This window comes from Peribacillus sp. QJM3NY_7 (genome assembly GCF_056173225.1).
On the sequence record NZ_CM149663.1, the window covers coordinates 2603255 to 2628186 of the forward strand.

Consider the following 24932-nt stretch of genomic DNA (forward strand, 5'->3'; position numbering starts at 1 on the left):
GAGTGTCGTACACCCGCTCCAATCAACTTAGATATAACATTTAGATAGAAACCAGACCTGAGGGGGGAAGGTATTGCTTTGGGTCATTTGGTTCAGGAACATCATTTGATGAATGATACGTTTTCCGAACCCCTTTTTTCATTTCCACCATCTTGTTTGAGGGAAATCCGTTGAACCTAGCACTACCGGTTCGCCTATTTGAGGTGTGCAGACCTGGACACCCAGGTCATTGGCCGCTTTTGTTACCCGTTCTATCGGATCTGTCCAGTCATGAAAAGACAATGTGAAACCTGCCCAATGAATGGGGATCATCCGTTTTCCTTGTACATCGATGTGTGCTTGAACAGTTTCTTCCGGAATCATATGGATGGTTGACCAACGTTCATCATATTGGCCGCATTCCATTAAAGTTAAATCAAATGGACCGTATTTTTCGCCGATTTCTTTAAAATGGCTGCCATAACCACTATCGCCGCTGAAATATACCTTTTCTTGTTTTCCTTTAATTATCCAAGAACACCAAAGTGTCGTATTGCCATCGCCTAAACTTCTACCAGAAAAATGCCTTGCAGGTGTACAAATAAATTGCAAGTCCTTGAATGAAGCTTCATCCCACCAATTATGTTCCTGAATCAGTTCTTGTTTAACGCCCCATCTTTCTAGATGTCCACCGACACCGAGTGGGACAATGAACTGGTTGACCTTATCTTTTAATTTCTTTATCGAGAAATAATCCAAATGATCGTAGTGATCATGTGAAAGCAGGACGGCATCGATAGGAGGAAGCATATCGATATCAAAAGGCAGCTCCCCGCTAAAGCGCTTGTTCCCGAACCATGGAAAGGGAGTGGGTGCTTTGCCAAACATGGGATCCACTAAAATGGTTTTCCCATCTAACTCCAACATGAAAGCAGAATGACCAAACCAGGTGATTTTATTGGAATTCTTAGAAACGGAGGGTTCTTTTGTTCCAATTACAATGGGACTGTCGGGCCTCCTCTTTGGATTAGGTTTTATGAAATCACGTAAAATGGAACCAGTATGCTTAAGACTCATCGCTTGACTGGCAGGAATCTGATTTTGGAATTTCCCTTTGGCAAAATTCTCTTTAGTAGTGAAACTTTTTACCTTTTCTTTGTTTGTCCGTCTTCCAAGCGGAGGATAGAGGTTAAGGAAAAGTAACAAAAGTATAAAAGTAGAAATGAGGATCTTAATAATTTTCATCATGATAGCTTCCTCCAATAGTAATCATAGCTTTTATTAATACATATCATATCATAGAATTTATATGGTTATTTACTATGATGTCCCACAATATAAATGATAAAGATATCTGTAAAATCACATTGGATGGAGTGTTTTTTCTTGTGGTAAATGTTTAAGTTTCACCCGTCTCAGGCAGGGAATAGAGGTATATATAATGAATAATATAGAGGACGGGATAAGGAATGTAGCAGCTGAATGGTAGGGGGATAAATCGATTGTTAATGTTTTTCAGAGTCTTTGTATGGGTAGTATTTATTGCATTATTAGCCTATGTCATTCTTTCTTGGAAATATAAAGAGAAGGTTAGTAAAAGGATTGAAACGATTCGAAAAACCTGGTATATCATTTTTATACTGGGAGCACTGATTTATTGGAATTTCTATCCGATGAGCATTTTTAATGAGTGGGAAAATTTCTTGATCATGGCTATCGTATTTATCCTGATTGATATGTTTGTGTTCTTGAGCATGTATATATCGAAGATTGGCGATAACGAGCTATCCTATGCAACAAAAGCCGTTGCGGAAAGTGATAAACTATTAACGGATAATAGGGAAAAGGTCAAGAATATGTTTCATCTCCTAAAGAAAGAAGGAATACCTGAGTATTATCAAACGAATAAGGAATACTTGGCTTATTTGAGCATTCTCCTTCAAGCATATGCAGCAAAGGAAGGGATGAACGTGAAAATCCTTCCTTTCAAAACCGAACAGGACAAGCAGTCGGTGATAAATGGGGTTCCGAACTTGAATGGCAGTACCATTCGTGCTACATTGGAAAGAGAAGATACGTATTATAATGATGAAGAAAAAATGGCTCTGCAGCCTGTTAGTATTTTGATGGAACCCTATATCCTTGACGTTAAATCAGAAAGCTTCGTTTCAGAAGTCGATTGTTTATTGATAGCATTATTAATCATGATGTTCGATATGGTCATAAAACAAAAACCAGGTGGTGAAGGATAAATGAGCATTTATGATAAAGCCGGCAACGACGTGTCAGTTGCCGTAATCAAACCACAGGTTAAAATACCCGATGTAGGTTTAAGTCCCCACACTAAAAAAGTGATGAAACAGAACGAACGCATCATTCTGAAACAAAAAGAAAAAGCTGCACGCTTCAGCCGGTTAAAAAGTGTTTTATGAAAAGGCAGGGGTTTTTCCTTTCCTTATGATATTTAATGGTTAACCCGCATATACTATTCAAAATCAAAGAATAGGAAGGGTCTTTCAGAATATGAACAAAAAGCCCGAGAGAGTTAACATCCCGGTCCCCTCCGCTTCACCATCCGAGAAACGGATACATAAGGCAAATGCCGACCTGCTCAAGCTTTTGCAAAGGCTGAAAGCGAAACGTTGGATTTTTTTAAGGTGAAAGAAAGCCAGTCTCCTAAGGAGAACTGGTTTTTTTATTTTTTATACGATCACTCAGGGTGGAAGTATTGAATATTTTTCCGTCCAGACTCTTTGGCTATATACATGGAACGGTCCGCTTTTTTCAAAAGTGAGTCCATTTCCATACCATGATGAGGATAAAAGCTAATCCCTATGCTAGCTGATACAAAATGATCATTTCCATTAATGGTAATGGGCATTGTGGATAAACTGTTCAATAATAATTCAGCGTTTTGCTGAGTGCTTTTCATTAAATCTTCACAATGCGAAGGATTTAATAATACAATGAATTCATCACCACCGATTCGAGCCACCTGACTGCCTTCGGGTACGGTTTGCAAAAAACATTCGGCAGCCTTTTTGATGACGCCGTCACCAGTATCATGTCCAAAGGAATCATTAAAAAATTTAAAATGGTCAAGATCGATGTAAAGAAGGGCCATTTCATCGTTCGTTTTATCTTGATGATAATCAAAATAATTATAAATGAAGTTCCGATTATAAAGACCTGATAAAGGATCCCTGATAATCCCTTTTTCAAGATTGATGGCATGACTAATCAAAGCTGCCATAGACTTAATGAGGGTTAGGTCATATTCTTTAAAAACATGAGGATTAATGTCGAATGCACATAATGTCCCAATGATTTCATCCTCATTTATAAGGGGAGCTCCCATAAAACACCCATTCCCGATAAACCTTGTTGCAGGGTGGTCACTAGTCAATTCATGTTTCCCCAAATTCGGGATAACGAGTGGTTCCAAGCCATTCTCAACAACTAATTTACAATAAGCCATATTATAAGGAAGGATGTCACCTTCACAAATGAACTTTGCATTTCTATTGAAGGACTTGATCATGAAACTCTGGATGGGATTCACTATAGAAAGGAAAAATGTATTGACCTCAATGGTTTGAGCTAATAGTGCTAATACTTCTTTAGCGATGGAATCAAAATTTTTATAATAGTTGATATCTTGCTGAATCATTCTCAGGCTCCTTTTTTTATCTATATTCTTATTAGGTTTTCTGATGATATTCCTTATACACAAAGCAAAGACACAAAAGCATAATCTGAATATCGTGACAGTTGCCCGGATTTCCTCTAAACTCAATTAAAGGGTTGGAATTGTATTATGGATGAATCATGTAATCGGGAAAGTTGAAAAATGAACCTTTACTTTATTTTCGGCTTTTTTTTATTATCATTAAATTCTCCTGATTATAAAACGATTCTGGCCAAGGCTGGGTATCTCTTCATAAATCCATAAATTCTAATCAGTATTTATAGCATTATACTGTAAATGAAATGGTGAGAGTAACTTTAATGTGCATATTTGGCATATTTTTGATATTTATCTTGAAAAGTAAAGCAACCTGGCATTTTTGCATCCTCTCATGATAACGGAGCTCATGAATTTAAATGATAAAACGAATGTACCAAGCTCATTTTAAACAAAAATTTGGGGAGGATAAAAGGAAGTAATCAAGTACATATTGGATAATTCAAAAGGGGATCACTATGGGAAAATTAGAAAGTATATATCCTATTGCTATAGAGAATACAAAAGAAAAAATCATCCAGGATATTGATTTTTATTTAGAGAATCAAGAGACAATGCCTTCTTATTCAGCATATATATCAGACAGGACGACTTTTATTGAGCAAATTTGGATTAATGTTTGGATAAATAAAGCATCAAATGATGTGCCCAGAAAGGAAAAAAAGGGTTTTTTAAGCGAAAGGGGATTTGTAACGGAAGGTTCAGACCATAAGCTGATCAATAGCATGTTCCGGAACGAATTAAAGAAGTATCGCCCATTTGATGGCTTAACGTGGATTAAAAAAACCTTTGCCGACAATCAAGAGGATTGGGAGAAGAGATATAAAAATGCAAGGGAGAAATTCTTTAGGCGACAAGAAGAACAGCGGCTTGCCAAACAGCGTTGGAAAATACGCGCAAGGCTGCAAGAAGAAGCCAATTCATTTTTCGAAAATAACTCACTTCTTTTATATTTACATGTCAGGTATTATATTGCTGGTATTATGGCAAAAGATCTGAAGAATAAGCCTAAATTCCAATATGTCGATCCGTACTTGCTTGAAGAACAATTAGTTGAAGAGGGCGGTTTTCAAGCTGCCGAATACCTAATGGTCACTGACTTTTTCGAAGAGCTGACAGGCGATATCCATTCGTTAATCGGTTGGGGCCGGAACCGTTATGAATATGAAAATTACTACTACAGGTATGAAAGGTTAGTTGCGGATTTCATAATGAAATTAGCCCCTGACAAATACTTGAACCATCTATCTGCCGCCCTGCATCATGAGTTTTTGGAGTCATATGGGGAAAGGCTGACGATTGAAGCCCTTCAAGGTATACTAAGCGATGAATTGGCCGATTTGTCTCAGTCCTGTTTTGATGAGCTTCAGGAAGAATACCTTTCTGATTTACTGAAGCTTGAGGGAATTCCTTTTAATGAAATATTGCACGAAGAAATATTTGAAAAAGACGTGGAGAACAGAGAAAGAAGGAAAGCTGAAGTATTGGCAGAAGAAGCCAGGAAGCGGGCAGAAGAGCAAAGGATGATCGATGACATCATCGGTAAGGCCTATACTCCATCATTGGGAAAAAAAGTTAGATATGTTTTGCATATAGGTGAGACCAATACAGGGAAGACGCATAAGGCCCTGGAAAAAATGAAACAAGCGGAAAGCGGTATGTACCTGGCTCCACTTAGACTGCTTGCACTGGAAGTGTTTGATAAATTAAATGCGGATGGTGTACCTTGCTCATTAAAAACCGGTGAAGAAGAAAAGGCTATTGAGGGTGCGAAACATGTCTCCAGTACCGTTGAAATGTTTCATGAAAAAGACTACCATGAAGTAATCGTCATAGATGAAGCCCAAATGATTGCCGATAAAGATCGAGGCTTTTCTTGGTTTAGGGCAATTACGCAAGCTAACGCGAATGAAGTACACATAATCGGGAGCAATAATATCAAAAAGATGCTTCTGAACCTTCTGAATGAAGCCGATTTAGAACTTCACGAATACAGACGGGAAATACCGCTTGAGGTGGAACAAAGGGAGTTTGGACTGAAGTATACAAAAAAAGGGGATGCCCTCATTTGCTTTTCTAGAAGGCAGGTACTGGAAACAGCATCCCGGCTTAAAGAGAGTGGACATAATGTCAGCATGATATACGGCAGTATGCCTCCTGAAAATAGAAAACGGCAAATAGAATTATTCAATCGCGGTGAAACATCAGTTGTCGTTGCCACCGATGCGATTGGAATGGGATTGAACTTGCCAATACGCCGCATCGTCTTTCTTGAAAATGAAAAATTCGACGGGACACGAAGAAGAAGATTGACTTCTCAAGAAATCAAGCAAATCGCAGGCCGGGCGGGTAGAAAAGGGATTTATGACACGGGGAAGGTAGCATTTACAGCAGAAATCAAAATCATGAATAAGTTGCTGGAACAGGTAGATGAGCCAGTTCAAACCTTCACAATCGCCCCAACCTCTGCTGTATTTGAACGTTTCCAAAAATATTACCGGAACCTGGGGACATTTTTCGAAATGTGGGAGAGGTTTGAGCCTCCTAAAGGCACGAAAAAGGCTTCGCTATCGGAAGAAAGGGAGCTTTACGAACTGATACGGGATACAGAAATCGAAGCTCGTTTTTCTTTAATGGATTTATATGGTTTCCTGCATATTCCTTTTTCGGCAAAAGAACCAAGTCTGATCAGACAGTGGCTGGAAACGGTCGAAGCGATTGCCGAGAACAGTGACCTTCCTGAACCGATCATCAAGACAAGGAATCTTGAGGAATTGGAGCTATCTTATAAAGCGATAGGTCTTCATCTTTTATTTTTATATCGGATGGGTAAGCGTACGGAAGCTGTTTATTGGGAGCGTATCCGTGAAGAAATCAGTGATGGCGTTCATGATCAGTTAAAAGATGAAATGTTGAATTATCAAAAAAAATGCAAGCGCTGTGGAAAAAGGCTGCCTGATGACTCACGTTTTCAAATATGTGACGCTTGTTATCATAGAGGGATTAGAAAGACGCACAGATTCAATTAAACGAATTCTTTTGATAATAACCCGAATACATTGCATTCGGGTTATTGGTGTTTGCATAAATCACTTAGTCGTTCGTTTCAGTTTAGCAATAAACGCTGCTTGCCGCTTCATTCGTTTATCCGCTTTCTTGTCATGCACCACTAGGATTGCATGAATTAATCCAGGGACATAAAAAAATAGTGTGAGGACCAAATTAAGCACAGCCTGAATGGGTTTACCGGCCAATAAAACCGCTAATGGAGGGAATAGAATCGCAATTAAATAAAGAATGGTGAACACTCTCCAATATAATGTTTTTTAACTGACTTCGGTTTGTTTCTCTTAATGGTTACTTTACTTTAATGAGCAGCAATTTGGTTACTGATGTTCCATTTTCCTGATGATTCCCCTTGTTATCGCCTTGATAAATATATGCTCAAGAGCCCGATTCATACCTCCTGTTATATCTGGCTCAAAGAACCAGTCTTTTACCCCAATATAACAGAAGGGACATGGTTATTCATCGTTTTTGCTGCCATCGGTCAATGTGTCGCGTTTTTGTGTTAGAATAATCAGAATACTAACTGACGAAAGCGGGAGATTTATGAAAAAAAAGATAGGCTGTTTGCATGCACACTTTACAAATATAGAATACATAGAAAACGCATTCTCGAAATTCGATATTGAATGGCTTCATTTTGTAGATCCGGGATTGATGCAGCGGGTGTCAACGGATGAAAATTTTAATTATTCGGATGGTCAAAAAAAGGTTAAACAACAGGTCGAATGGATTGCCGAATGTAAAGTGGATGCCATCCTGATAACTTGTACAAACTATATTGCTTTATTAAACGAAGAACAACTATCTTTACCCATGCCCATCATTAAAATCGATGAACCATATTTTGAGCAAATTTGCCAATTGCAGCAGCCGCAAATGATATTATTCACGAACCCTGCCACTGTTGAAGGAACAGTCAAACGTTTAACTGCACATGCTGAAAAATATGGGACTGTGGATTTTGAAGTCATCATTATCGACGATGCCTTTGAATTCATTATGCAGGGATTGGGAGAAAGATATAATCAGGAAATCATGAATTATTTATCCCAGTTTAAAAACGAAAATAGACGGCTGTCTGTAGCTCAACTATCAATGGTCGAAGCGGCAAGGAGATATGAACTTCAGACAGGACAGACAGTTTTAAATCCATTGCATGCATTGGTTGATTCCATGATCGAACAACTAAAACTAAGTACCTTGAGTGGCGTTTGAATACGAGGATGTATGGTGCCGCATGCACGGTATATTGTTAAATTCAAAAAATGTCTTTGGTAAAAAAATTCATGCAAGATCTGGTTACAATGCAGGGATTTCAGACGACAAGCTCTAAAAAAAAGCGAGTTTGACTGCCGTTTTTTATTTTAAAAACGTTCCAGTTGATATCAGAAATCCATTCCCTTTCCGCCTACTGTCTGCCAAGCAGCATCAAAGCGGCTGCGGTGTCCGGGCTAGCCAGTAATTCTACAGGAGTGTCGCAAATTTGTTCAATCCAATAAGGATTACAGTAAAAAACATGAAGGATAATCTAGTCTTATTATAATTTTAGGTAGAACCCCATTCTACAAACTGAAATCCCTATGCAGGGATTTTTTTATGCCTTTGTACGGATTTGTTCTCGGATGTTTTCTAGTTCTTCGAGGGATAGATCCGTCAGCGAATTTTTAATTTCCTCTTCGACCCGTTTTCGGTCAAGCTCCCTATATTCGCTCCACCAATCCCGCAGCCCTTCGGTGTTTTCGAGAAGATACTCTATATCTATTTCTTCTTGCTCATCATCTGATAAATATCGCATGACTGCACCTAATAATCGATTGAGTTTAGCTGCTTCACTTTCCTTCTCAGGTGAAGCGGGGGTATCTTTCACTTCTAAATCATCTTTAGCAGGAACATTCCGAGGTGTCATAATATCCTCCTGTTTTTAATACTAGTGTGCCTAAAAAGGGCGATTTTCAATAGATGTTTTTCGTATTTGTTGAAATTTCTTGGTAAATAAATTTCAACAAATACCTCGTTAGAATATATAAGAAATATCATCATCCTTTAATAGGTTCAAAAAGTAGTCAGTTGGTAAGGGGGAAGGATAATAAAAGGAATAGCTAATGCTATTCCTTACAGTTTGTAGACAAAAGGGGTACGGAATTAATAAATTCTGAGCCCCCCTTTTGAAATTTCCTCTGAATTTCGCCTAAAGTTATGAGATTGGGGCTCTACGAGCGCACTATGTTAGGCCATTTTTGGACCTCGCCATGTTCAATTGGCCATCTTCTTTAAATTTAATGGCAGCCTCCATTTTACGAACCAAATGGTTCGGTGGCACCAGTTGATCTAAAGTAATCAATTCAAATTGATCTCGCTGAATAGAATCATGTTTAGAAGGCATCCTCATCACCTCAGGTTTTAATACTTAAAACAAAACTCACTCCAGGCAACAGTGTTCTATCTAAAAGGTAAGACAAAATTGATTGGAGCGGGTGTACGAGACTCCTGCTTAGAAAAGCGCGTCTAGGGGAGACCCCGCAGGCGAAAGCCGAGGGCCGACCGCCCGCGGAAAGCGAGCCTTACGTTTCAATAAAAACGTCCAAATCGTACAAGCCATAAAAATGGACAAACTCGATTTTCATCGAATTTGTCTATAGTCTGAAAGGAATAGCTAATGCTATCCTTACATCAAGCGACTATTTTTCTGCATTCTTCTGCGCATCACAAACAAGCCTCGGCACATTTTTGACACTGTTCATGATCGTGTTTTTTGCATTCATTTCCGCAGCTTTCACAAATCTTGATAAAACATTAGCCAACTCTGAAATAAACGGGGTTCCTCTACCTATCGCCTGTGCTAAAAAAGAGCAAATATCCGCATATTCCCGATCCAAGCGAATGCTTTCCAGCATCATGTTTACATGTTCTTCTTTTAAGCATGCGTCGTAACAATGATTACACGCCCTTACTATTATCCATTAAACTACCCTTTAAACTTCATTTGGGGAAAGGTAAATGGTTCTTTAAAACTGATCGGACAAGTAATGGACTATAGGGAATGAATGAAAGGGACAATGCATAAATTTAAATGAAAGGAGTGGATATATGAAAATGTTCATTAAATTAAGTGTTGCCAGTGTCTCCGGAGCCGTCGTGTATTTGATATATAATGTCAACCAGACGCTGCGTAAAGGAATGGGAACGCTCGAAGAGACAAATAAGACACTGGAAGAGGTAAGAAATGCCGTCCATGGATTGACGCAAGAGTCCAAACAACTGATCCACTCTGCTAATCAAATTACTGCGGATGTAAAAGGGAAGATGGAAAATGTAGATCCATTGCTGGAATCCGCTCAAGATGTTGGGGAAATGATTCATAATGTAACCAATACCATGAAAGAAGCCAGTTTGGAAGGCCGCCCCAAGGATTTATCCACACCGTCAGCTCCTTCAACCCGAACTAAAGCTGGGGGGGTTCAAATAAAACTCAGATAGAATCATCATTTATCTTTAAAAACAGGCACCCCGGGATTCACTAACCTATTAAAAGCAATCGTTTCTACCATTTAATTCAGAGGGGGAGCTTTATCTTGATTATTCAATATAGTGTGGCTGCAATCGCTTTAGCCTTCATTTGGTTGGTCGTATTTTTGATAAGTACACTTCAAAAGGGAATGGTCACGATAGGGGAAGCCAATCACACATTGGTTGAGGTGCGAAATGCCATCCACGATTTATCCGGCGAATCGAAACAACTATTGCAAACTGCAAATGAAATCACCGACGATGTAAAAGCTAAAATGAAAACGGTTGAACCATTATTGGATTCTGCTCAGGACGTTGGTGAAGCGATACATTCGGTTACAAACTCTGTTAAAAAAGCCACTAACGGCTTCCGTACAGAGTTTTCCCCGAAAAAAATCAATGCTATCAAACCCAAAAGCCAAATTAGATAAAAAAGAAAAAAATAAAAATGAAAGACACTGCCGGGTTTTGGAGTGTCTTTTTTGATGGTATGTATAATAGCCGTACTCTTATGCCTCATATGGATATTGTTAGTGGTTTATTTCTATAAGACCCATTTCTCTCATACAGATCTCTTAACACCCTGTATGAGAATATGGAACAAACATAAATTTTGTATGTTTTGTATGGATTGTAGGACAAGCAATTATTTTTCTGTCTTGTCACCTGTAGAGTGACCGGATGTTTTTGAATCACTGGAATGCTTGACGCCTTTACTAACATATGGTTTGGCGTTTTTTTTCTTGTTGGCACTTGTTTTCCAACGATTCCAGCCCTTCTTGCCCGTTCCAGTGCCCGTACCTTTACCCGTTCCGCTCTTAGCCTTAGCTTTACTCATGAAATCACTCCATTACTATTGTATGGTTAGTTTAAACCATTTTACTTGATTATACCCAAGTATGTTGAAATATACAGTAACGAAGGTGATATGTACAGGGAAAGGCTCAATATTTTTAATCTAAATCTTTAGAAACCAATAACAGCAAGGTTTTTGCCGTGCTGAACTTGCTATTGGCTTCACTTTATCGATATCGATCTTGATTTCGTCAGTAAGATGCTTATGCCGATTTTTTTGCAAATGGTCAAGTAGTGCATGAAGGTTAATAATACCGCACCAGTGTTCATTCCTAAAATGATTCCTCCCATATTAAGAGAAGCCTGTGACCCTAGGATATACATCATTAAAAAGGCAACAATATGGGACCATACGGTATGGATGAAAGCATCTTTCACTAAACCCAGGCCGATGAGATAGGCTTGCATGGGAATGACAAAAAAATGAAAAAGGAAGTAAGGACATAATAATTTTAAATAGTATGCGGCAGAAGTTGAAGAAAAAAAGAGGGAGGTCAAAGGTTCCGCAAAGAAATAAATGAAAAACACGGCCGGAACTCCATACAATACGGTGAAAGACATCGATTTTTGCAATAAAACCCTCAATTTTTCTTTATCCTGCCTCTTGTATGCATTCGAAACATTCGGAATGAGCATGATCATTAAGGAATGCGCGATAAAGGCTGGAAAGAAGCCGATCGTCATTGCAACTCCAGTAAGCATCCCAAAATGCTCTGTAGCCACTACCGCACCGAATCCTGCCGAGAGAAGGGCAGTGTGGATCAAAAAAGGTTGGATGGCATTTGTTATCGCATGAAAGATCCTTAACCCCATGGTGGGCAGAGAAACCGCCAATAACTTTTGCCGTGCAAGTTTACCGGTTGTCCGTGAGTTCGTACCGCGCCTCATGATCCGCATTTGAAGAATCAAAAGGTTGATCAAGTAAAGAAAAACGAGGAACTCACTGCCAATCAAAACAAAAAAGGCCATCAATAATGACTTTTCCTGGTTAAAATGAAATAAGTTAAAGATGAGGAAAAGCAAGCCGAATTGAATGATATCTTTTAAAAAGTTGGAAAAGGCAATCTTCCCCATTTGCTGGACACCCATGAAATAGCCTCTTGCAATCGACGAAAAGGCAACTATTGGGATCAGTGTGATGAGCAGCCATTTAATATAGGGATGGTATTTGTCCATTATGGATGAGAAGGAAAGTATGAAAGGCATGACTACACACATTACCAATACGACGACTGCAGCCATCTTAAGTGCATGAATGATAAGATTATAATGCATGGCCTGTTTATTTTCCGCAACGAATTTTGAGATGGAAATATGTAATTCAAGGCTGGCGATCACATATATCAAAAAGAAAATTGGCAATATGGACATATAAAGCCCCATGCCCTCTTCGTGTAATTCCCTGGCTAGGAGCATGTTCACTAAAAATTCGATACATTCACCAAAAAACGCTGCGACAATCAAGATGAGCGTTCCTTTATAAAAAGATTTCATGTTGGTCCACTCCTAACAAGGTGTTTGTATAAAGATATGAGACATGCCATGGAATATTCATGAGGAACTGCAGATCACGGCTATACAAAATGCGATTATGCCTATGGCAATCCTTATTAATCGCTGTTGAAAGATAAAAAATTAAATAAGGGTAAGCTTGGGAAATGGAATGAATCGATTTGGTTACAATCATTTCTAATGGGAAAATCATTAGCCATGACATTTATCAAAAGGCTTCATACGGTGATATTCCAATCGAGGGCTTTTTTGTTGCCATGTTTTCTTTGTCGAAAGTGTCAGAAGAACATAAGAGTGGGACACGAATTTCGCTTTGAAATTCAAGCTTTATTTTGCTATCCTTTAGCAGAGGGGATGATCAATATGATATTCACATCTATTAGTCAATCAAATATAGATGAATTGTGCATTGCGTTTGAAAGTTGTCTTACGAAACATGACATTACATTTAAATATGTAGATATGATGGAGGATAACGGAATCATATCGTTTATTTTTTGTGATGACCCGGAAAATGCGAGATCTGTCGACATGGAAAGTGAACGCTTCATTGGATTGGACACCGATTACATAGCCAAGGAAATTTTAGAGCCAATCCTGCCTAAATTAAAGGAATTTGCACAATATAAAATCATCGATTAAGATGATTTTTTTTGTTTTGATATTTGGTTTTTATTGCCCAGATGTATCTTGAAATTTAACTTCCTATATATATACAGGGGTGGTTAGGGGAACTAAAAAAGCTGGAAAGCGCTTTACCATTGGGTAGCTGGCAGGAATGGTGACTAAATAAAAGAAATACCCTGGGTGTGTAAACATCCAGGGTATTTCTTCTTTGAAAAGCAATCTTGATGGATTGTAAAAATCACTTTTCACCACTTACTATACTTCGCAGCGTTCTGATTAAATGACCATTTTTTTACCGGCATTTAATTCAACTTCCTGCTTAGGCGTTTCTATGGTCTTGTTTTTCTTCACTCTAAAGTGATAAACCGCATAACATCCAAGGAAGAATGTTCCCCCGCAATACAGGGCCATTCGCTGCTCAGGAACAAATGCTAAACTAATCATGACGATGCAGTTTGTTGCTAAAGCAAGAATGGGGATGAATGGGTATAGCGGAACTTTGAATTTCAGATTTTCTATCTTTCCACCTTGGCGGGTATATGATCTTCTAAAAGCAAGAAGACTAGCAGATATGGCAATCCAGCCAATTTGTGCACCTAATCCTGCAAGGGAGAGAAGAAAGACAAATACTGTGTCTGCAGCCACTACACTAGAAAGTAAAGACAAACCGGCAATCGCCAGTGTGATGAGCAGGGCATTAAGCGGAATTCCTCTCTTATTCACCAAACCGAGTTTCGGACTTGCCATACCTTCCCTTGAAAGCGAGTAGAGCATACGTGTGGCAGCATAAAGACCGGAGTTCGCCACTGACAATAGTGCTGTAAGAATGATGAAGTTCATGATGTCAGCTGCATACGGAACCCCGATATTATCCAGTACAACAACGAATGGACTTTCTGAGATACCTGCTTCTTCCCTTGGAATCATCGCCGAAAGTACAGTGACCGAAAGAACAAAGAAGAAGAGGGTTCTCCACACCGTTTGTTTGATGGATTTTGGTATGACCTTTTCCGGGTTTTCACTTTCTCCCGCGGCAATTCCGATTAACTCTGTGCCCTGGAAGGAAAAGTTCACTGTAATCATTGTGATTAGCAGGGCCGATATCCCATTAGGGAAAAGACCCTCAGCGAAAAAGTTTGAGAAAAATGGAGTCTCTTGTCCACCTTTCATATCAATCAAACCAAACATAGCAGCACCGCCAACGATGATGAACAGAATGATGGCCAATACTTTTATGCTGGAAAAAACAAATTCCGATTCGCCAAATGCCTTTGCTGATAAGGCGTTTAGTGAAAAGATGAGAAAAGCAAAGATTGCACACCACATCCAAACGGGTGATTCAGGGAACCATCTTTGCATAAGCTGGCCTGCCGCCAGAAACTCCAAAGCAACTGTAACTGCCCAACCTAACCAGTAAAGCCATCCAATGGCAAACCCGGTGCCAGGACCGATGAACTTTGTCGCATATGTCTGAAACGAACCGGAAACAGGCATCGCAACGGATAGTTCACCTAGACATAGCATCGTTAAATACATGATGAAGCCGCCGACTATGTAAGAGAGGATAGCGCCGAAAGCTCCTGCTTCATGAATGGTATAGCCCGAACCGATGAAAAAGCCCGTACCAATACATCCCCCTATTGAAATCATAAATAAATGTCTTGCTTTCATGCTCCGTTTTAATTCATTTGGTTGATTTTCTGCTGTTTTCATTGAAAAACTCCTTTACCTGATGGGTGCAAACGGTTTCATTTATGTTGGGACGTTATTAGGGAATTTGTGTTCTTACAAGTCTAATAGCTTTTGATTTTGATTCTTAGATGATGTCGAATTCCCTCCGAAAAGAGATTACTTCTGCATTAAAGAAGCATGATTCAATGAACATAGGTACCTATGCAGAATTAATTTCGAAAGCGCCGCTTAATAAAGAAAGAGAAGCCAAGCGTCAGGAAACTAGGGATGTAAATTGATTCAAATCGATCATCCGCCAATGGAGGAAGAAGCTCATAAACGAAGTATGGGCTTTTTCCTATGGAGTATCACTTTAAAGAACTCTCTATCTTTCTATCAAAAACAAAGTGTCCGATTATTTAACTTGAGCCAATAAATCAGGAGTGATATGTTCTTCCGCTCCATAAAGTAATTTTTCCCCAAGCAATGAGCCCATTAATGCGACAGCAACTTCAGCCGTTTTATTATGCTCGTCCAATATTGGGTTTATCTCAACAAACTCTGCCGATGTAATGATATTAGCTTCAGCCAGCATTTCCATGGCAAGATGGCTTTCACGGTAACTAATGCCTCCCATTACAGGCGTACCGACCCCAGGTGCATCATCTGGATCAAGACCATCAAGGTCAAGTGATAAATGTACAAGATCCGTACGTTCTTTCAGATAGGCAATCGATTCTTCCATCACTTTTGTCATACCCATTCTATCAATCTCATGCATCGTATAGACTTTAATTCCTTTTTCCCTGATTAACTCTTTCTCACCTTGGTCTAAAGAACGGGCACCAATGATGACAATGTTCTCTGGTTTGACCTTTGGAGAATATCCGCCGATGTTAGTCAGTGCAGGGTGGCCAAGACCCAAACTTACGGCTAGGGACATACCGTGTATGTTTCCTGATGGGGAAGTTTCGGCAGTATTTAAATCCCCATGTGCATCATACCATATTACCCCTAAGTTTTCAGTATGCTTCGCTAAACCGGCTAATGTCCCGATAGCAATGCTGTGATCTCCTCCTAAAACTAAAGGAAAACGATTTGCTTGGATGACTTCATCCACTTTTTGACTCAATTTTTCATTACCTTCTGCTACATCCTGCAGATTCTTTAAATTTGTGTCACTATCACTTTGTGCTCTTTCCTGTATTTCTACTTTAATGTCACCTTCATCACGGACAGTATAGCCAATGTTTTCAAGTCTTTCACTTAATCCTGCATATCTGATGGCGCTCGGCCCCATATCCACTCCTCTTCTAGTTTGACCAAGATCCATTGGCACACCAATGATTGAAATTTCCTTTTTCATATGTAATTCCTCCTTCGATTTTTCTACCCTAGTATAAGGGTAAAAGGATAGATGACTCAACTCGACATTTTTTTGAATATTTATACGATTGAAAAAAGGGTAAAAGTCATGGGTTAAAATTCCTATTATTGATTATTTATGAATAGGATACATTACCGTGCGAGGTATGAAGGGAATTGGCTCAATTCCTTTGAAATCTGCGATTGTTAAGATTTTTATTCCAGGAATGGAAGTGATAGCGTTACCAACCTGAATCGGTGGCCGAAGGAAGATTCTGAAGATATTGAATATATTATACTGGTTACATTTATTCATCAAAAGGAGCGGTTTCACCTAAAATGCATGGAAGGATTTTTCATTTTTATATTAAAAAAAATTTTTTGACGTGAGAATAAAGAACTTTTTCTCTAATGTGGTTAACCGCGAGAAACGATTCATTACAAAAAATAGGATAGATTACTAGAGGAAAGTGCCATTTTGAAGGGTTTGTTTCACATATACTAAAAAGGTAAAGAGCGGCTGCCCTTTACCTTCCTGTTAAACTATATGTTGGTTTTAAAACTTTTTATGCCATTCCTCATCTTCAAGTGGCACACCATTGGTACTAATATATTCTACAATCATATTTCCATGTTCAAGAACTTTATCTTTTTTAAGGCCATTGATCATTTCGTTAAAGCGGTCTTCATCTGCATCCTGTTTCTTACGTGAAAGGGTAATCCGGATGGTAGGGGAAACTTCGTAATCTTTATAGCTGGCTGGCTTATTCGGATCAATGTTCAATTCTTTACCGATCCCCTCATCAAAGACCAAGAGTAATTGATTATAATCGCCTATTTCTTCTTGAATCTTCTCCCAATCTTCACTTTCTGCAATATTTTCCATTTCCTTGGATATCAACACGTCACCCAGTTCTTTTTCAACATATGGCCTGATTTCCTTCTCTGCATCATCTTGCCATTTATCAGATAGGAATGTATCCTCCATTTCCCCTGTTTCATCATTAAAGAAAACAAGAAAATGCGTACCATATTTTTCATGTTTCACTTTAGCTGCGTATTCAAAATAGCCCCGGTTTCCCATATTGTCGTATAGGACATCATATATTTCGGTTCCTTCATCAAAAGTTTCCTCTAAGTATCTTTCAGCTTTATCCCGGATCTTCTTTTCTTCATCGGGATCTGCTTTCATGCTCTGTGTGAATGTAAACAAAAGGATCACAACACCGACCAAGATGATTGAAAAAACACCTAGTAAAGTAAGTAAAATCTTCTTTGTTTTGCTCAAGGAACACCCTCCTGTAATGACTGCTACTTTAAAACAATTCCCATATTATCCTAACATCATTATCGTTCATTTTACTATGGAAATTGAGCCTATCTTTTCCCCAGTGCGAAATCTAAATTACCTGCCCTCCAAAAGATCGGGATACTTTGTTACAATAAATAAATCCTTACTACCCTAAAGGGAGAGATTGACTTGGAAACCTATCAAAGAAAAATGAACCATAATCGGGATGAATACAGAAAGTTACGGTGGAAACAGCATCGTATACAAGTTACAGGTTTATTCGATGCCTTTTTTTCGAAAAAAGCGTTCGTAGATAAAGTGGCTATCGTCGGAGCAGGCAATTGCGATGATTTGGATATAGAGTATCTGGCAACTAAATGCAACTCCATATACCTATTTGATATTGATATGGAAAGTATGGAAAAGGGTACGGCAAATTTGCCTGAACGGACCCGGGAGAAAATTCAACTTATTGAAATTGATGTAACAGGCCTCGATAAAGTGGATTTTGATCACCACCTATCTTCCATGCTGAATCGTGGTGAAACGGCAAAGGGAATTATTCGGTATTTAAAGGATACCGAGAATCGGTTAGGTCAGCTTTCTGAACGTGTTTTTGCTAATTATTATAATGATTTTGATATCGTGGCAACTTCCGCCATTTATACTCAACTATTTTATAATTGGGCCATGGAGCTTCTTTCCGATCATGCAAACCACTATCAGAAAAAAGATGCAGAAGAGATGAAGAATGGAATTTTGGATGTAAGGGATGAGATCGTTCGTACAGTGAATCACTCTATATCTAAATGTACCAAGCAAAATGGATTCTGTATTACATGGACTGATATCTTAAAAATCGAACCTGAGTATATGGATACCATTAACGAAGGGCTGAATGCCATCTTTGCATTGGCCTCGAACGTTGGATATGGGGCAGCCTTGATAGGGGTAAAAACGTTTATTGAAAAATTGGATAAAAGCGAATTAACCCTTCGATACTGGCCATGGGATTTTCAAGAAAATAAACAGTATTTGACCATTGGCATTATCGGGAGCAACAATGGGTTGTAATTGAATAATGGCGGGATAGATAAGCAAATAAGCAGCTGGATCTATCCTTTTTTTGATTGGTTATAGTCCCCTTAGGAATAGAGGGGGCTGGGGCCAGCAAACCATGGGAATTAAGACGCAATTATATAAAAGGTATAAAAAAACGATGATATTTTTAACTATTTGTCTAATGATTTCACAATCTGGTGTGGATATAATGAATCTGTTGAAAACAGAATATTCTGGTAAGCGGCGGCAGGGACAGCAAATGAAGAGGTGGCAGAGCTGAGGGGGAAACAATAAGGAAGGGGTGTGTTGGTTGAAAGCTGATATCGTGTTCATAAACGGCGAAGTCATAACCGTAAATCAAAAAAATGAAGTCGCGGAAGCCCTGGCAATTAACGGTGATCGTATCTCGGCAGTCGGAACGAATCAGGAAATCAAGGTATTTATCGGAGAAGAAACAAATGTGATTGATTTGCAGGGAAAGTCCTTACTTCCTGGGTTTATAGATTCTCATATTCATCTTATCTTGTATGGTGTCAATCAATTGGCAGTGAGCTGTAAAGCTGAACATATCAAATCTATAGAAGATTTGTTAATCGATCTGAAGAAGAAAGCTTCGACGATCCCTAAAGGTGAGTGGATTCGGGCTTGGGGCTTCAATGAGACCGCAGTGAAAGAAAAACGTTATCCAACAATAGCGGAATTGGATGCTATTTCAACAGACCATCCCATTATCGTGAATCGCACATGCAGCCATATAAGCGTGGTGAATAGCAGGGCGCTTGAGATTGCTAGAATTGATGAAAACTCAGAGAATCCAACTGGAGGAATCATTGAAAAGGATGGAGCGGGGAGACTTACAGGAAAACTCATTGAAACAGCAAATATGATAATGGCCGACAGAGCAAGCTATTCAGAAAGTGAACTGTTGAAGGCGGTCAAAATAGCATCGGGACATTTCATTGAAGCAGGCATTACAAGCATTCATGAAGCTGGTGCTCATGGTCCTGACAGTTTCCGTTTAATGCAGCAGGCCATAAAAAATAAGGACATTCGTGTCCGTATCTATGCGATGGTCGGTTCATTGAATAATTCTCATGAATTTGTGAATAAAATGGTAGATTCGGGAGTGATAACCGGAACGGGGGACGAAAGATTCAAAATCGGACCAGCCAAATTGTTTACGGATGGCAGCAGTACCGGTCCGACAATTGCCACCCGTGAGCCTTATAAGAGTGATCCTGGTTATTCCGGGATTCTTTATTATAAAGAAGAGGAGATCCATCAAGTATTAGGTCAGGCACATAAAAGAGGCTTTCAAATCACAGTCCATGCCCAAGGAGACAGGGCAATAGAGATGTATTTAAATTGCGTGGAAATGGCTTTGAATGAATCGCCCAGAAAAGATCATAGACATAGAATTGAGCATGCTGGAATATCTTCACCAGATTTACAAAAAAGGATGAAAGAACTTGGGGTCATCCCAATCCCCAACCCCCCATTTCCTTATGAATTCGGTGATATATATATTGAACATTACGGCAATAGGGTCAACCATATGTACGCTGCCCGTGATTTTATTGATAATGGCATCCTGGCCGCAGCCGGTTCAGATGCTCCCGTTACTGATCACGACCCTATATTAGGCATACACGTTGCTGTTAATAGAACAAGCAGGTCTGGTATGAAAATAGGTGCGATTCAATCGATTAGCGTATTGGAAGCCATTAAACTATACACATGGAATGGCGCGTTTGCTAGTTTCGATGAAGATGTCAAAGGCAGCCTGGAGGCAGGAAAGCTTGCCGATCTAGTAGTATTGAATGATAGTATATTGAAAGTGGATTCCCAAAATATCAAGGATTTGAAAGTTGAATCGACGATTCTGAATGGGGAGATTCTTTATCATAGGGAAACAATGGTGGAAATATAATCTAGCGTGACTATTCTAAAACAACAAGACCTTCACTTACAATTTTTTGGCTTAAGCGAACGAAGAGGATTTAGCAGGTTATCTAAAAGGGGGATATTCGCTATGAAAAAGCAAAAATTATTAATTAATGGTGAGAGGCTGAGTCGTACGCTAGAGAAATTTGCTGATTTTGGACGCACAGAAAACAACGGGGTCACACGGCTATCCCTTTCCGACGAAGATCGATTAGTCCGTGATTATTTTTGCGCTTGCTGTAAAGAATTGGGTATGACCATTAAGATTGATGATATGGGGAATATTTACGCCACTTTAGCGGGACTTGAAAACAAACCACCTATTGTAATGGGATCGCATATGGATACGGTAAAAAAGGGCGGGCGGTTTGATGGTATCTTGGGTGTAGCTGCAGGCTTGGAAGTCGTGCGTACTCTGGTCGAAAACAATATCCAGCCTAAAATTCCGGTAATGATCGTCAATTTTACAAACGAAGAGGGAGCCAGATTCGAACCTTCCATGATGTCTTCGGGAGTTCTTTCGGGTAAATTCGAAAAATCCGTCATGCTGCAAAAGACGGATAGTGAAGGAACCACTTTCGAAAGTGCCTTGAGTGCCATTGGATATGCAGGGGATCAAGAGTCTCGTTTAAAAGAAGCAACTGCATTTCTAGAGTTGCATATTGAACAAGGGCCCATTCTTGAACGGGAATCACTAACGATCGGTGTCGTTGAATGTGTCCTTGGTATGGTTTGCTATGAGATAGAAATTACAGGAGAATCCGATCATGCAGGAACCACCCCGATGAATATGAGAAAAGATGCTTTCTTCACCGCGAATAGCTTGATCATGGAGGCCCGTCAGAAGCTAGGCATGCTTGATGACGATTTGGTTTTTACGATGGGAAGGGTAAATGTGTTTCCGAATATCCATACGGTCATCCCTAATAAAGTGGTTTTTTCGCTTGAAGCGAGACATAAGGATTCCAAAGTCATCGAAAAGGTGGAGGAAGTCATAAAAGGCCTTACAACTAGAGGTTCAGAAGGCGGCTGCGACATCCAAGCGAAAAAATTGTGGGACAGGGATACCGTGTGGTTCGACAAATCCATTTGCAATTTGCTCGAGCAATCGAGCAATTCATTAGGACTACCATATAAAAGAATGGTAAGCGGTGCAGGACATGATGCACAGTTTATAGCCAGTTATATACCTACTGCCATGGTTTTCGTCCCAAGCATCAACGGGAAAAGCCATTGTGAAGAGGAACTTACCACATGGGAAGATTGTGAAAAAGGCGTCAATGTAATATTGGAAACGGTCCTTGCCATCCAGTCATCTTAAGCGGAAATATAGTTGGTTGTATACAGCCAGTGACCGAAGGGTGCCATCAAACCATCAGTTCAGCATGAAAGTCGGCTTGACTGATGGTTATGCACCCGTGTAAGGAAACTAATTAGGGGAGGGTATAATTTGGATGCTATTAAGCTATTGCTTTTTGTTCCATTTATAGGGTTTTTAGGTTTATTGCCCTATGCAAATAAAATAGAACCGTACATATTGGGAATGCCTTTTTTGTTATTTTGGGTTGCATTTTGGATGGTGATGGCATCGATTATATTAATGATCGTCTATAAGTTCGATCCTGATAATAAAGGGAGTGAATCTGAATGAATATCTCATTGCTCATCATTGCCATCTTCTTGGTTCTAGCACTTTATTTAGGGATTAAAGCTAGAAAAGGGAAGGATATGGATATGGAGCAATTTGCCGTAGGGGGCAGGGGCTTCGGTACATTCTTCATTTTTCTCTTGATAGCAGGTGAAATTTATACAACTTTTACATTCCTGGGCGGAAGTGGGTGGGCATACTCAAAAGGTGCCGCTGCTTATTATGTTCCCGCCTATATTTTCTTAGCTTATGTCCTATCATATTGGCTCGTCCCTAAAATATGGAGATATTCAAAACGACATTCCATTATCTCTCAGCCAGAGTATTTTGCATCTAAATATAAAAGCAGGTCAATGGGGATGATCGTTGCTGTATTGGGAAGCTTAGCCCTCGTCCCGTACATAGTCATACAGCTTAAAGGATTGGGTATCATTGTTTCAGAAGCATCATACGGAGCAATTTCACCAGTTGCTGCAAGTGTGATCGGCGCTGTGGTTGTAACTACCTATGTAATGATTTCAGGCATTCATGGTTCGGCATGGACTGCCATACTGAAAGATTTCATGATTTTGGTGGTCGTCATCTTTTTAGGGATTTACATTCCAGTTCATTATTTCGGAGGCATACAGCCAATGTTCGAGACCGTTCAAGCTGCCAAACCGGAAATGTTGGTTTTGGCAGATCAGGGATTGAGTCAGTCCTGGTTTGTGTCCACCGTTTTGCTGAATGCACTAGGATTTTATTTGCTGCCACAAACTTTCATGGTCGTTTTATCGTCCAATGGGGAAAGGACCCTTCGCAAAAATGCGATTGCGTTACCTTTATACACATTGTTGCTGCTGTTCGTTTTTTTCATTGGATTTACAGCCATCATGCAAATCCCGGGTTTGCAAGGAGCTGATGGTGATCTCTCACTTTTAAGGCTGGCGATACAAACATTCGATCCTTGGGTGATAGGGGTTATCGGAGCTGCAGGTTTATTGACGGCCCTAGTACCGGCTTCAGTCATGCTAATGGCTGCATCGGTAGGTCTGACAAATAGCTTTTTCAAAGTCCTGGTACCTGCTGCGACTGAAACACATCAATTGATTGTCTCAAGGATAATCATTATTGGTATCTCAATCATTGCTTTAATTGTAACGGTTACAGGCGGCGAGGCTTTGGCCATCCTGAATATCATGTCATACAGTTTAATTACGCAACTGGCCCCGTCCTTGTTTTTCAGTTTGCCAAAAACCAATATAATCAATAAGTATGGTGCGATGGCTGGAATATTGGCAGGTGTCCTGATTGTTTTATATGCGACAATTGCAGATGTGAAGGTTGCTACATTCCTGCCAAATACCCCACATGTAATTAATGATATCAGTACAGGCGTCATAGCTTTGTTGATTAATATACTAGTAACATTCCTTGTAAGTGCCCTGACTAAACAAATCTCCATGCAACAGACCGAGATGAATGATCTGGACAAGATATCCTGATTTCTTTTAAAAGTCTGGAAGAACTGATAAAACATGATATGGGAGGGCTTTTGTGAAAATTAAAATAACGGCTTGCCAATTTCGTGTAGAAAAAGTGTCAAATTTCCTTGAATTTCAGGAACAAGTAGAAGACTTGATCACCCAAGTTCCCGAAAACTCGGATTATATCATTTTTCCTGAACTGTTAACTATCGGGTTATCAGCGGCCTTTGGAGAACAGGATGCCTCGTCCGTTATCAGGATCGATGAATATACCAATCAATACAAAGATCTTTTCAGGTCAATTTCAAGAAAAAGAAAACAAGTCATCATTGCAGGCACTCATCTGGAACGCCGCGAAAATGAATACTACAATATTGCTTATATTTTTGATGAAGACGGATCAGTCGTTGAGCATAAAAAGACTCATATCTTTCCTGCTGAAGCGAATTGGCATACTTCTGAAGGCGATGAACTGGAGGTTTATTCCGTGGGTCCGGTTAAGATAGGGATAGCGGTATGTTATGAAGCGGAGATACCTGAAATTTCAAGGATATTATCAGTGAACGGTGCCGACATCATATTTTGCCCATCATACACATTTACAGAGGCTGGTTTTTGGCGAGTTCGCCATTGCGCACATGCACGTGCAATAGAAAATCAGGTATATTTTGTTCATTGCCCCACAGTTGGTGAACCAGGATCACCCTTGCCGAACGGATATGGCCGTGCCAGTATCCTTAGCCCCTGTGACAGCGCTTGGCCTGCTAATGGAATAGTGGCCGAGGCGGAAATGAATGAACATACCATCATTACCGGTACAGTGGATATGGACGAACTTTATGAGAATCGAAAAAGTGGTGCAGCAACCACCTTCAAGGATCGTAATCGCCGAAAAGATATGTATGCGAAATATGAACCATACAAAGGGCTGAAATGATGTGTTGGATCCCGAACCATTGTCGTCCGAATGACGGTCCAATAAAGTGCGGTGGTAGGTCAAAAAATGAACCCTGAAACGAGTTCTTTAACAATACCTGGTTATTCTTCTTGATTCTTCAGTTTGATTGGCGTATTAGTTATAGAACTTATCTATTCTCTGGCCGAAGGAATCGGGAATTGACTTAATATACAAAATATATTGTCAAATGCTTGCTATATATATTAAAATATATATAACCATTTCATATTGTA

The 24932-nt window shown here is 39.6% G+C and carries 23 protein-coding genes and 1 pseudogene; 13 read left to right on the forward strand and 11 right to left on the reverse strand.

Annotated elements, in window-relative coordinates:
- Nucleotides 1-138 precede the first annotated feature (138 nt).
- Nucleotides 139-1227 carry an MBL fold metallo-hydrolase gene (locus tag AC0VX1_RS12465; protein WP_307730059.1) on the reverse strand — a complete coding sequence of 363 codons (1089 nt, stop codon included), beginning with the start codon at nt 1225-1227 and terminating at the stop codon, nt 139-141.
- Nucleotides 1228-1487: 260 nt separating this feature from the next.
- Between AC0VX1_RS12465 and AC0VX1_RS12470 the strand changes: the two genes are divergently transcribed.
- Nucleotides 1488-2231: a type II toxin-antitoxin system SpoIISA family toxin gene (locus AC0VX1_RS12470; RefSeq protein ID WP_475471766.1), complete on the forward strand. Its 744-nt coding sequence runs from the start codon at nt 1488-1490 to the stop codon at nt 2229-2231.
- Nucleotides 2232-2411 carry a hypothetical protein gene (locus AC0VX1_RS12475; protein ID WP_034312075.1) on the forward strand — a complete coding sequence of 60 codons (180 nt, stop codon included), beginning with the start codon at nt 2232-2234 and terminating at the stop codon, nt 2409-2411. It abuts the gene before it with no gap.
- A gap of 278 nt (nt 2412-2689) precedes the next feature.
- On the opposite strand, the gene AC0VX1_RS12480 is transcribed toward AC0VX1_RS12475, so the two are convergent.
- Entirely contained in the window at nt 2690-3649 is a 960-nt protein-coding gene (locus AC0VX1_RS12480) for a sensor domain-containing diguanylate cyclase (RefSeq protein ID WP_475471514.1), read from the reverse strand.
- A gap of 533 nt (nt 3650-4182) precedes the next feature.
- On the opposite strand from AC0VX1_RS12480, the gene AC0VX1_RS12485 reads away from it, so the two are divergent.
- On the forward strand, nt 4183-6753 hold the full coding sequence (locus AC0VX1_RS12485) for a helicase-related protein (protein WP_475471516.1): 2571 nt from the start codon (nt 4183-4185) through the stop codon (nt 6751-6753).
- A gap of 60 nt (nt 6754-6813) precedes the next feature.
- Here AC0VX1_RS12485 and AC0VX1_RS12490 read toward each other — a convergent pair whose 3' ends face one another.
- Nucleotides 6814-7023, reverse strand: coding sequence for a YqaE/Pmp3 family membrane protein (locus AC0VX1_RS12490; protein WP_034315248.1), 210 nt, complete (start codon nt 7021-7023; stop codon nt 6814-6816).
- A 313-nt stretch (nt 7024-7336) separates the two neighbouring features.
- Here AC0VX1_RS12490 and AC0VX1_RS12495 point away from each other — a divergent pair, with 313 nt between their 5' ends.
- Complete coding sequence (locus AC0VX1_RS12495; protein ID WP_475471518.1) at nt 7337-8008, forward strand: hypothetical protein; 672 nt, start codon at nt 7337-7339, stop codon at nt 8006-8008.
- 379 nt (nt 8009-8387) lie between these two features.
- Here the strand turns inward: AC0VX1_RS12495 and AC0VX1_RS12500 are convergent, their stop codons facing one another.
- The 3 genes and pseudogenes from AC0VX1_RS12500 to AC0VX1_RS12510 all read right to left on the reverse strand — a co-directional run bounded on the left by AC0VX1_RS12500 (nt 8388) and on the right by AC0VX1_RS12510 (nt 9750).
- Nucleotides 8388-8699, reverse strand: a complete 312-nt coding sequence (locus AC0VX1_RS12500) for a hypothetical protein (protein WP_098936493.1) — start codon at nt 8697-8699, stop codon at nt 8388-8390.
- A 315-nt stretch (nt 8700-9014) separates the two neighbouring features.
- Nucleotides 9015-9176, reverse strand: coding sequence for a hypothetical protein (locus AC0VX1_RS12505; protein WP_475471519.1), 162 nt, complete (start codon nt 9174-9176; stop codon nt 9015-9017).
- Between the two features lie 320 nt (nt 9177-9496).
- Nucleotides 9497-9750 (reverse strand): annotated as a pseudogene (locus tag AC0VX1_RS12510) (four-helix bundle copper-binding protein).
- A 130-nt stretch (nt 9751-9880) separates the two neighbouring features.
- On the opposite strand from AC0VX1_RS12510, the gene AC0VX1_RS12515 reads away from it, so the two are divergent.
- Nucleotides 9881-10270 (forward strand): DUF948 domain-containing protein, encoded by a 390-nt coding sequence (locus tag AC0VX1_RS12515; protein ID WP_063576276.1) that lies wholly within the window; start codon nt 9881-9883, stop codon nt 10268-10270.
- Between the two features lie 95 nt (nt 10271-10365).
- The gene (locus AC0VX1_RS12520) at nt 10366-10731 is read left to right on the forward strand and encodes a DUF948 domain-containing protein (RefSeq protein ID WP_057277700.1); all 366 of its coding nucleotides are present in this window, start codon (nt 10366-10368) and stop codon (nt 10729-10731) included.
- 215 nt (nt 10732-10946) lie between these two features.
- Here the strand turns inward: AC0VX1_RS12520 and AC0VX1_RS12525 are convergent, their stop codons facing one another.
- Together AC0VX1_RS12525 and AC0VX1_RS12530 are read right to left on the reverse strand one after the other, a co-directional pair.
- Nucleotides 10947-11138, reverse strand: a complete 192-nt coding sequence (locus tag AC0VX1_RS12525) for a DUF3934 family protein (RefSeq protein ID WP_413008411.1) — start codon at nt 11136-11138, stop codon at nt 10947-10949.
- Between the two features lie 179 nt (nt 11139-11317).
- Complete coding sequence (locus AC0VX1_RS12530) at nt 11318-12649, reverse strand: oligosaccharide flippase family protein (protein ID WP_034312057.1); 1332 nt, start codon at nt 12647-12649, stop codon at nt 11318-11320.
- A gap of 381 nt (nt 12650-13030) precedes the next feature.
- Between AC0VX1_RS12530 and AC0VX1_RS12535 the strand changes: the two genes are divergently transcribed.
- Nucleotides 13031-13309, forward strand: coding sequence for a hypothetical protein (locus AC0VX1_RS12535; RefSeq protein WP_475471522.1), 279 nt, complete (start codon nt 13031-13033; stop codon nt 13307-13309).
- Between the two features lie 261 nt (nt 13310-13570).
- Here AC0VX1_RS12535 and AC0VX1_RS12540 read toward each other — a convergent pair whose 3' ends face one another.
- The 3 genes from AC0VX1_RS12540 to AC0VX1_RS12550 all read right to left on the reverse strand — a co-directional run bounded on the left by AC0VX1_RS12540 (nt 13571) and on the right by AC0VX1_RS12550 (nt 17618).
- On the reverse strand, nt 13571-15007 hold the full coding sequence (locus tag AC0VX1_RS12540; RefSeq protein WP_413008415.1) for an amino acid permease: 1437 nt from the start codon (nt 15005-15007) through the stop codon (nt 13571-13573).
- 373 nt (nt 15008-15380) lie between these two features.
- Entirely contained in the window at nt 15381-16331 is a 951-nt protein-coding gene (gene rocF / locus AC0VX1_RS12545) for an arginase (protein WP_034312048.1), read from the reverse strand.
- A gap of 555 nt (nt 16332-16886) precedes the next feature.
- The gene (locus AC0VX1_RS12550; RefSeq protein ID WP_475471525.1) at nt 16887-17618 is read right to left on the reverse strand and encodes a hypothetical protein; all 732 of its coding nucleotides are present in this window, start codon (nt 17616-17618) and stop codon (nt 16887-16889) included.
- Nucleotides 17619-17810: 192 nt separating this feature from the next.
- Between AC0VX1_RS12550 and AC0VX1_RS12555 the strand changes: the two genes are divergently transcribed.
- The 6 genes from AC0VX1_RS12555 (at nt 17811) to AC0VX1_RS12580 (ending at nt 24678) form a co-directional block, all read left to right on the forward strand.
- Nucleotides 17811-18695, forward strand: coding sequence for a hypothetical protein (locus AC0VX1_RS12555; RefSeq protein WP_475471527.1), 885 nt, complete (start codon nt 17811-17813; stop codon nt 18693-18695).
- A gap of 298 nt (nt 18696-18993) precedes the next feature.
- Entirely contained in the window at nt 18994-20613 is a 1620-nt protein-coding gene (locus tag AC0VX1_RS12560) for an amidohydrolase (RefSeq protein ID WP_475471528.1), read from the forward strand.
- Nucleotides 20614-20715: 102 nt separating this feature from the next.
- Entirely contained in the window at nt 20716-21948 is a 1233-nt protein-coding gene (locus AC0VX1_RS12565) for a Zn-dependent hydrolase (protein ID WP_063591173.1), read from the forward strand.
- Between the two features lie 129 nt (nt 21949-22077).
- On the forward strand, nt 22078-22278 hold the full coding sequence (locus AC0VX1_RS12570; RefSeq protein ID WP_053534973.1) for a DUF3311 domain-containing protein: 201 nt from the start codon (nt 22078-22080) through the stop codon (nt 22276-22278).
- Nucleotides 22275-23759, forward strand: coding sequence for a sodium:solute symporter family protein (locus AC0VX1_RS12575; RefSeq protein WP_034312033.1), 1485 nt, complete (start codon nt 22275-22277; stop codon nt 23757-23759). The genes AC0VX1_RS12570 and AC0VX1_RS12575 overlap by 4 nt, the downstream gene beginning before the upstream one ends.
- 52 nt (nt 23760-23811) lie before the next feature.
- Nucleotides 23812-24678 (forward strand): carbon-nitrogen hydrolase family protein, encoded by an 867-nt coding sequence (locus tag AC0VX1_RS12580; protein ID WP_413021166.1) that lies wholly within the window; start codon nt 23812-23814, stop codon nt 24676-24678.
- The last annotated feature ends 254 nt before the right edge of the window (nt 24679-24932 follow it).

Coding starts and splice junctions, on each gene's coding strand:
- AC0VX1_RS12480 (WP_475471514.1), bottom strand. CDS start 3,649: ATGATTCAGCAAGATATCAACTATTATAAAAATTTTGATTCCATCGCT.
- AC0VX1_RS12500 (WP_098936493.1), bottom strand. CDS start 8,699: ATGACACCTCGGAATGTTCCTGCTAAAGATGATTTAGAAGTGAAAGAT.
- AC0VX1_RS12485 (WP_475471516.1), top strand. CDS start 4,183: ATGGGAAAATTAGAAAGTATATATCCTATTGCTATAGAGAATACAAAA.
- AC0VX1_RS12575 (WP_034312033.1), top strand. CDS start 22,275: ATGAATATCTCATTGCTCATCATTGCCATCTTCTTGGTTCTAGCACTT.
- AC0VX1_RS12505 (WP_475471519.1), bottom strand. CDS start 9,176: ATGCCTTCTAAACATGATTCTATTCAGCGAGATCAATTTGAATTGATT.
- AC0VX1_RS12540 (WP_413008415.1), bottom strand. CDS start 15,007: ATGAAAACAGCAGAAAATCAACCAAATGAATTAAAACGGAGCATGAAA.
- AC0VX1_RS12535 (WP_475471522.1), top strand. CDS start 13,031: ATGATATTCACATCTATTAGTCAATCAAATATAGATGAATTGTGCATT.
- AC0VX1_RS12565 (WP_063591173.1), top strand. CDS start 20,716: ATGAAAAAGCAAAAATTATTAATTAATGGTGAGAGGCTGAGTCGTACG.
- AC0VX1_RS12475 (WP_034312075.1), top strand. CDS start 2,232: ATGAGCATTTATGATAAAGCCGGCAACGACGTGTCAGTTGCCGTAATC.
- rocF (WP_034312048.1), bottom strand. CDS start 16,331: ATGAAAAAGGAAATTTCAATCATTGGTGTGCCAATGGATCTTGGTCAA.
- AC0VX1_RS12495 (WP_475471518.1), top strand. CDS start 7,337: ATGAAAAAAAAGATAGGCTGTTTGCATGCACACTTTACAAATATAGAA.
- AC0VX1_RS12465 (WP_307730059.1), bottom strand. CDS start 1,227: ATGATGAAAATTATTAAGATCCTCATTTCTACTTTTATACTTTTGTTA.
- AC0VX1_RS12525 (WP_413008411.1), bottom strand. CDS start 11,138: ATGAGTAAAGCTAAGGCTAAGAGCGGAACGGGTAAAGGTACGGGCACT.
- AC0VX1_RS12515 (WP_063576276.1), top strand. CDS start 9,881: ATGAAAATGTTCATTAAATTAAGTGTTGCCAGTGTCTCCGGAGCCGTC.
- AC0VX1_RS12530 (WP_034312057.1), bottom strand. CDS start 12,649: ATGAAATCTTTTTATAAAGGAACGCTCATCTTGATTGTCGCAGCGTTT.
- AC0VX1_RS12470 (WP_475471766.1), top strand. CDS start 1,488: ATGTTTTTCAGAGTCTTTGTATGGGTAGTATTTATTGCATTATTAGCC.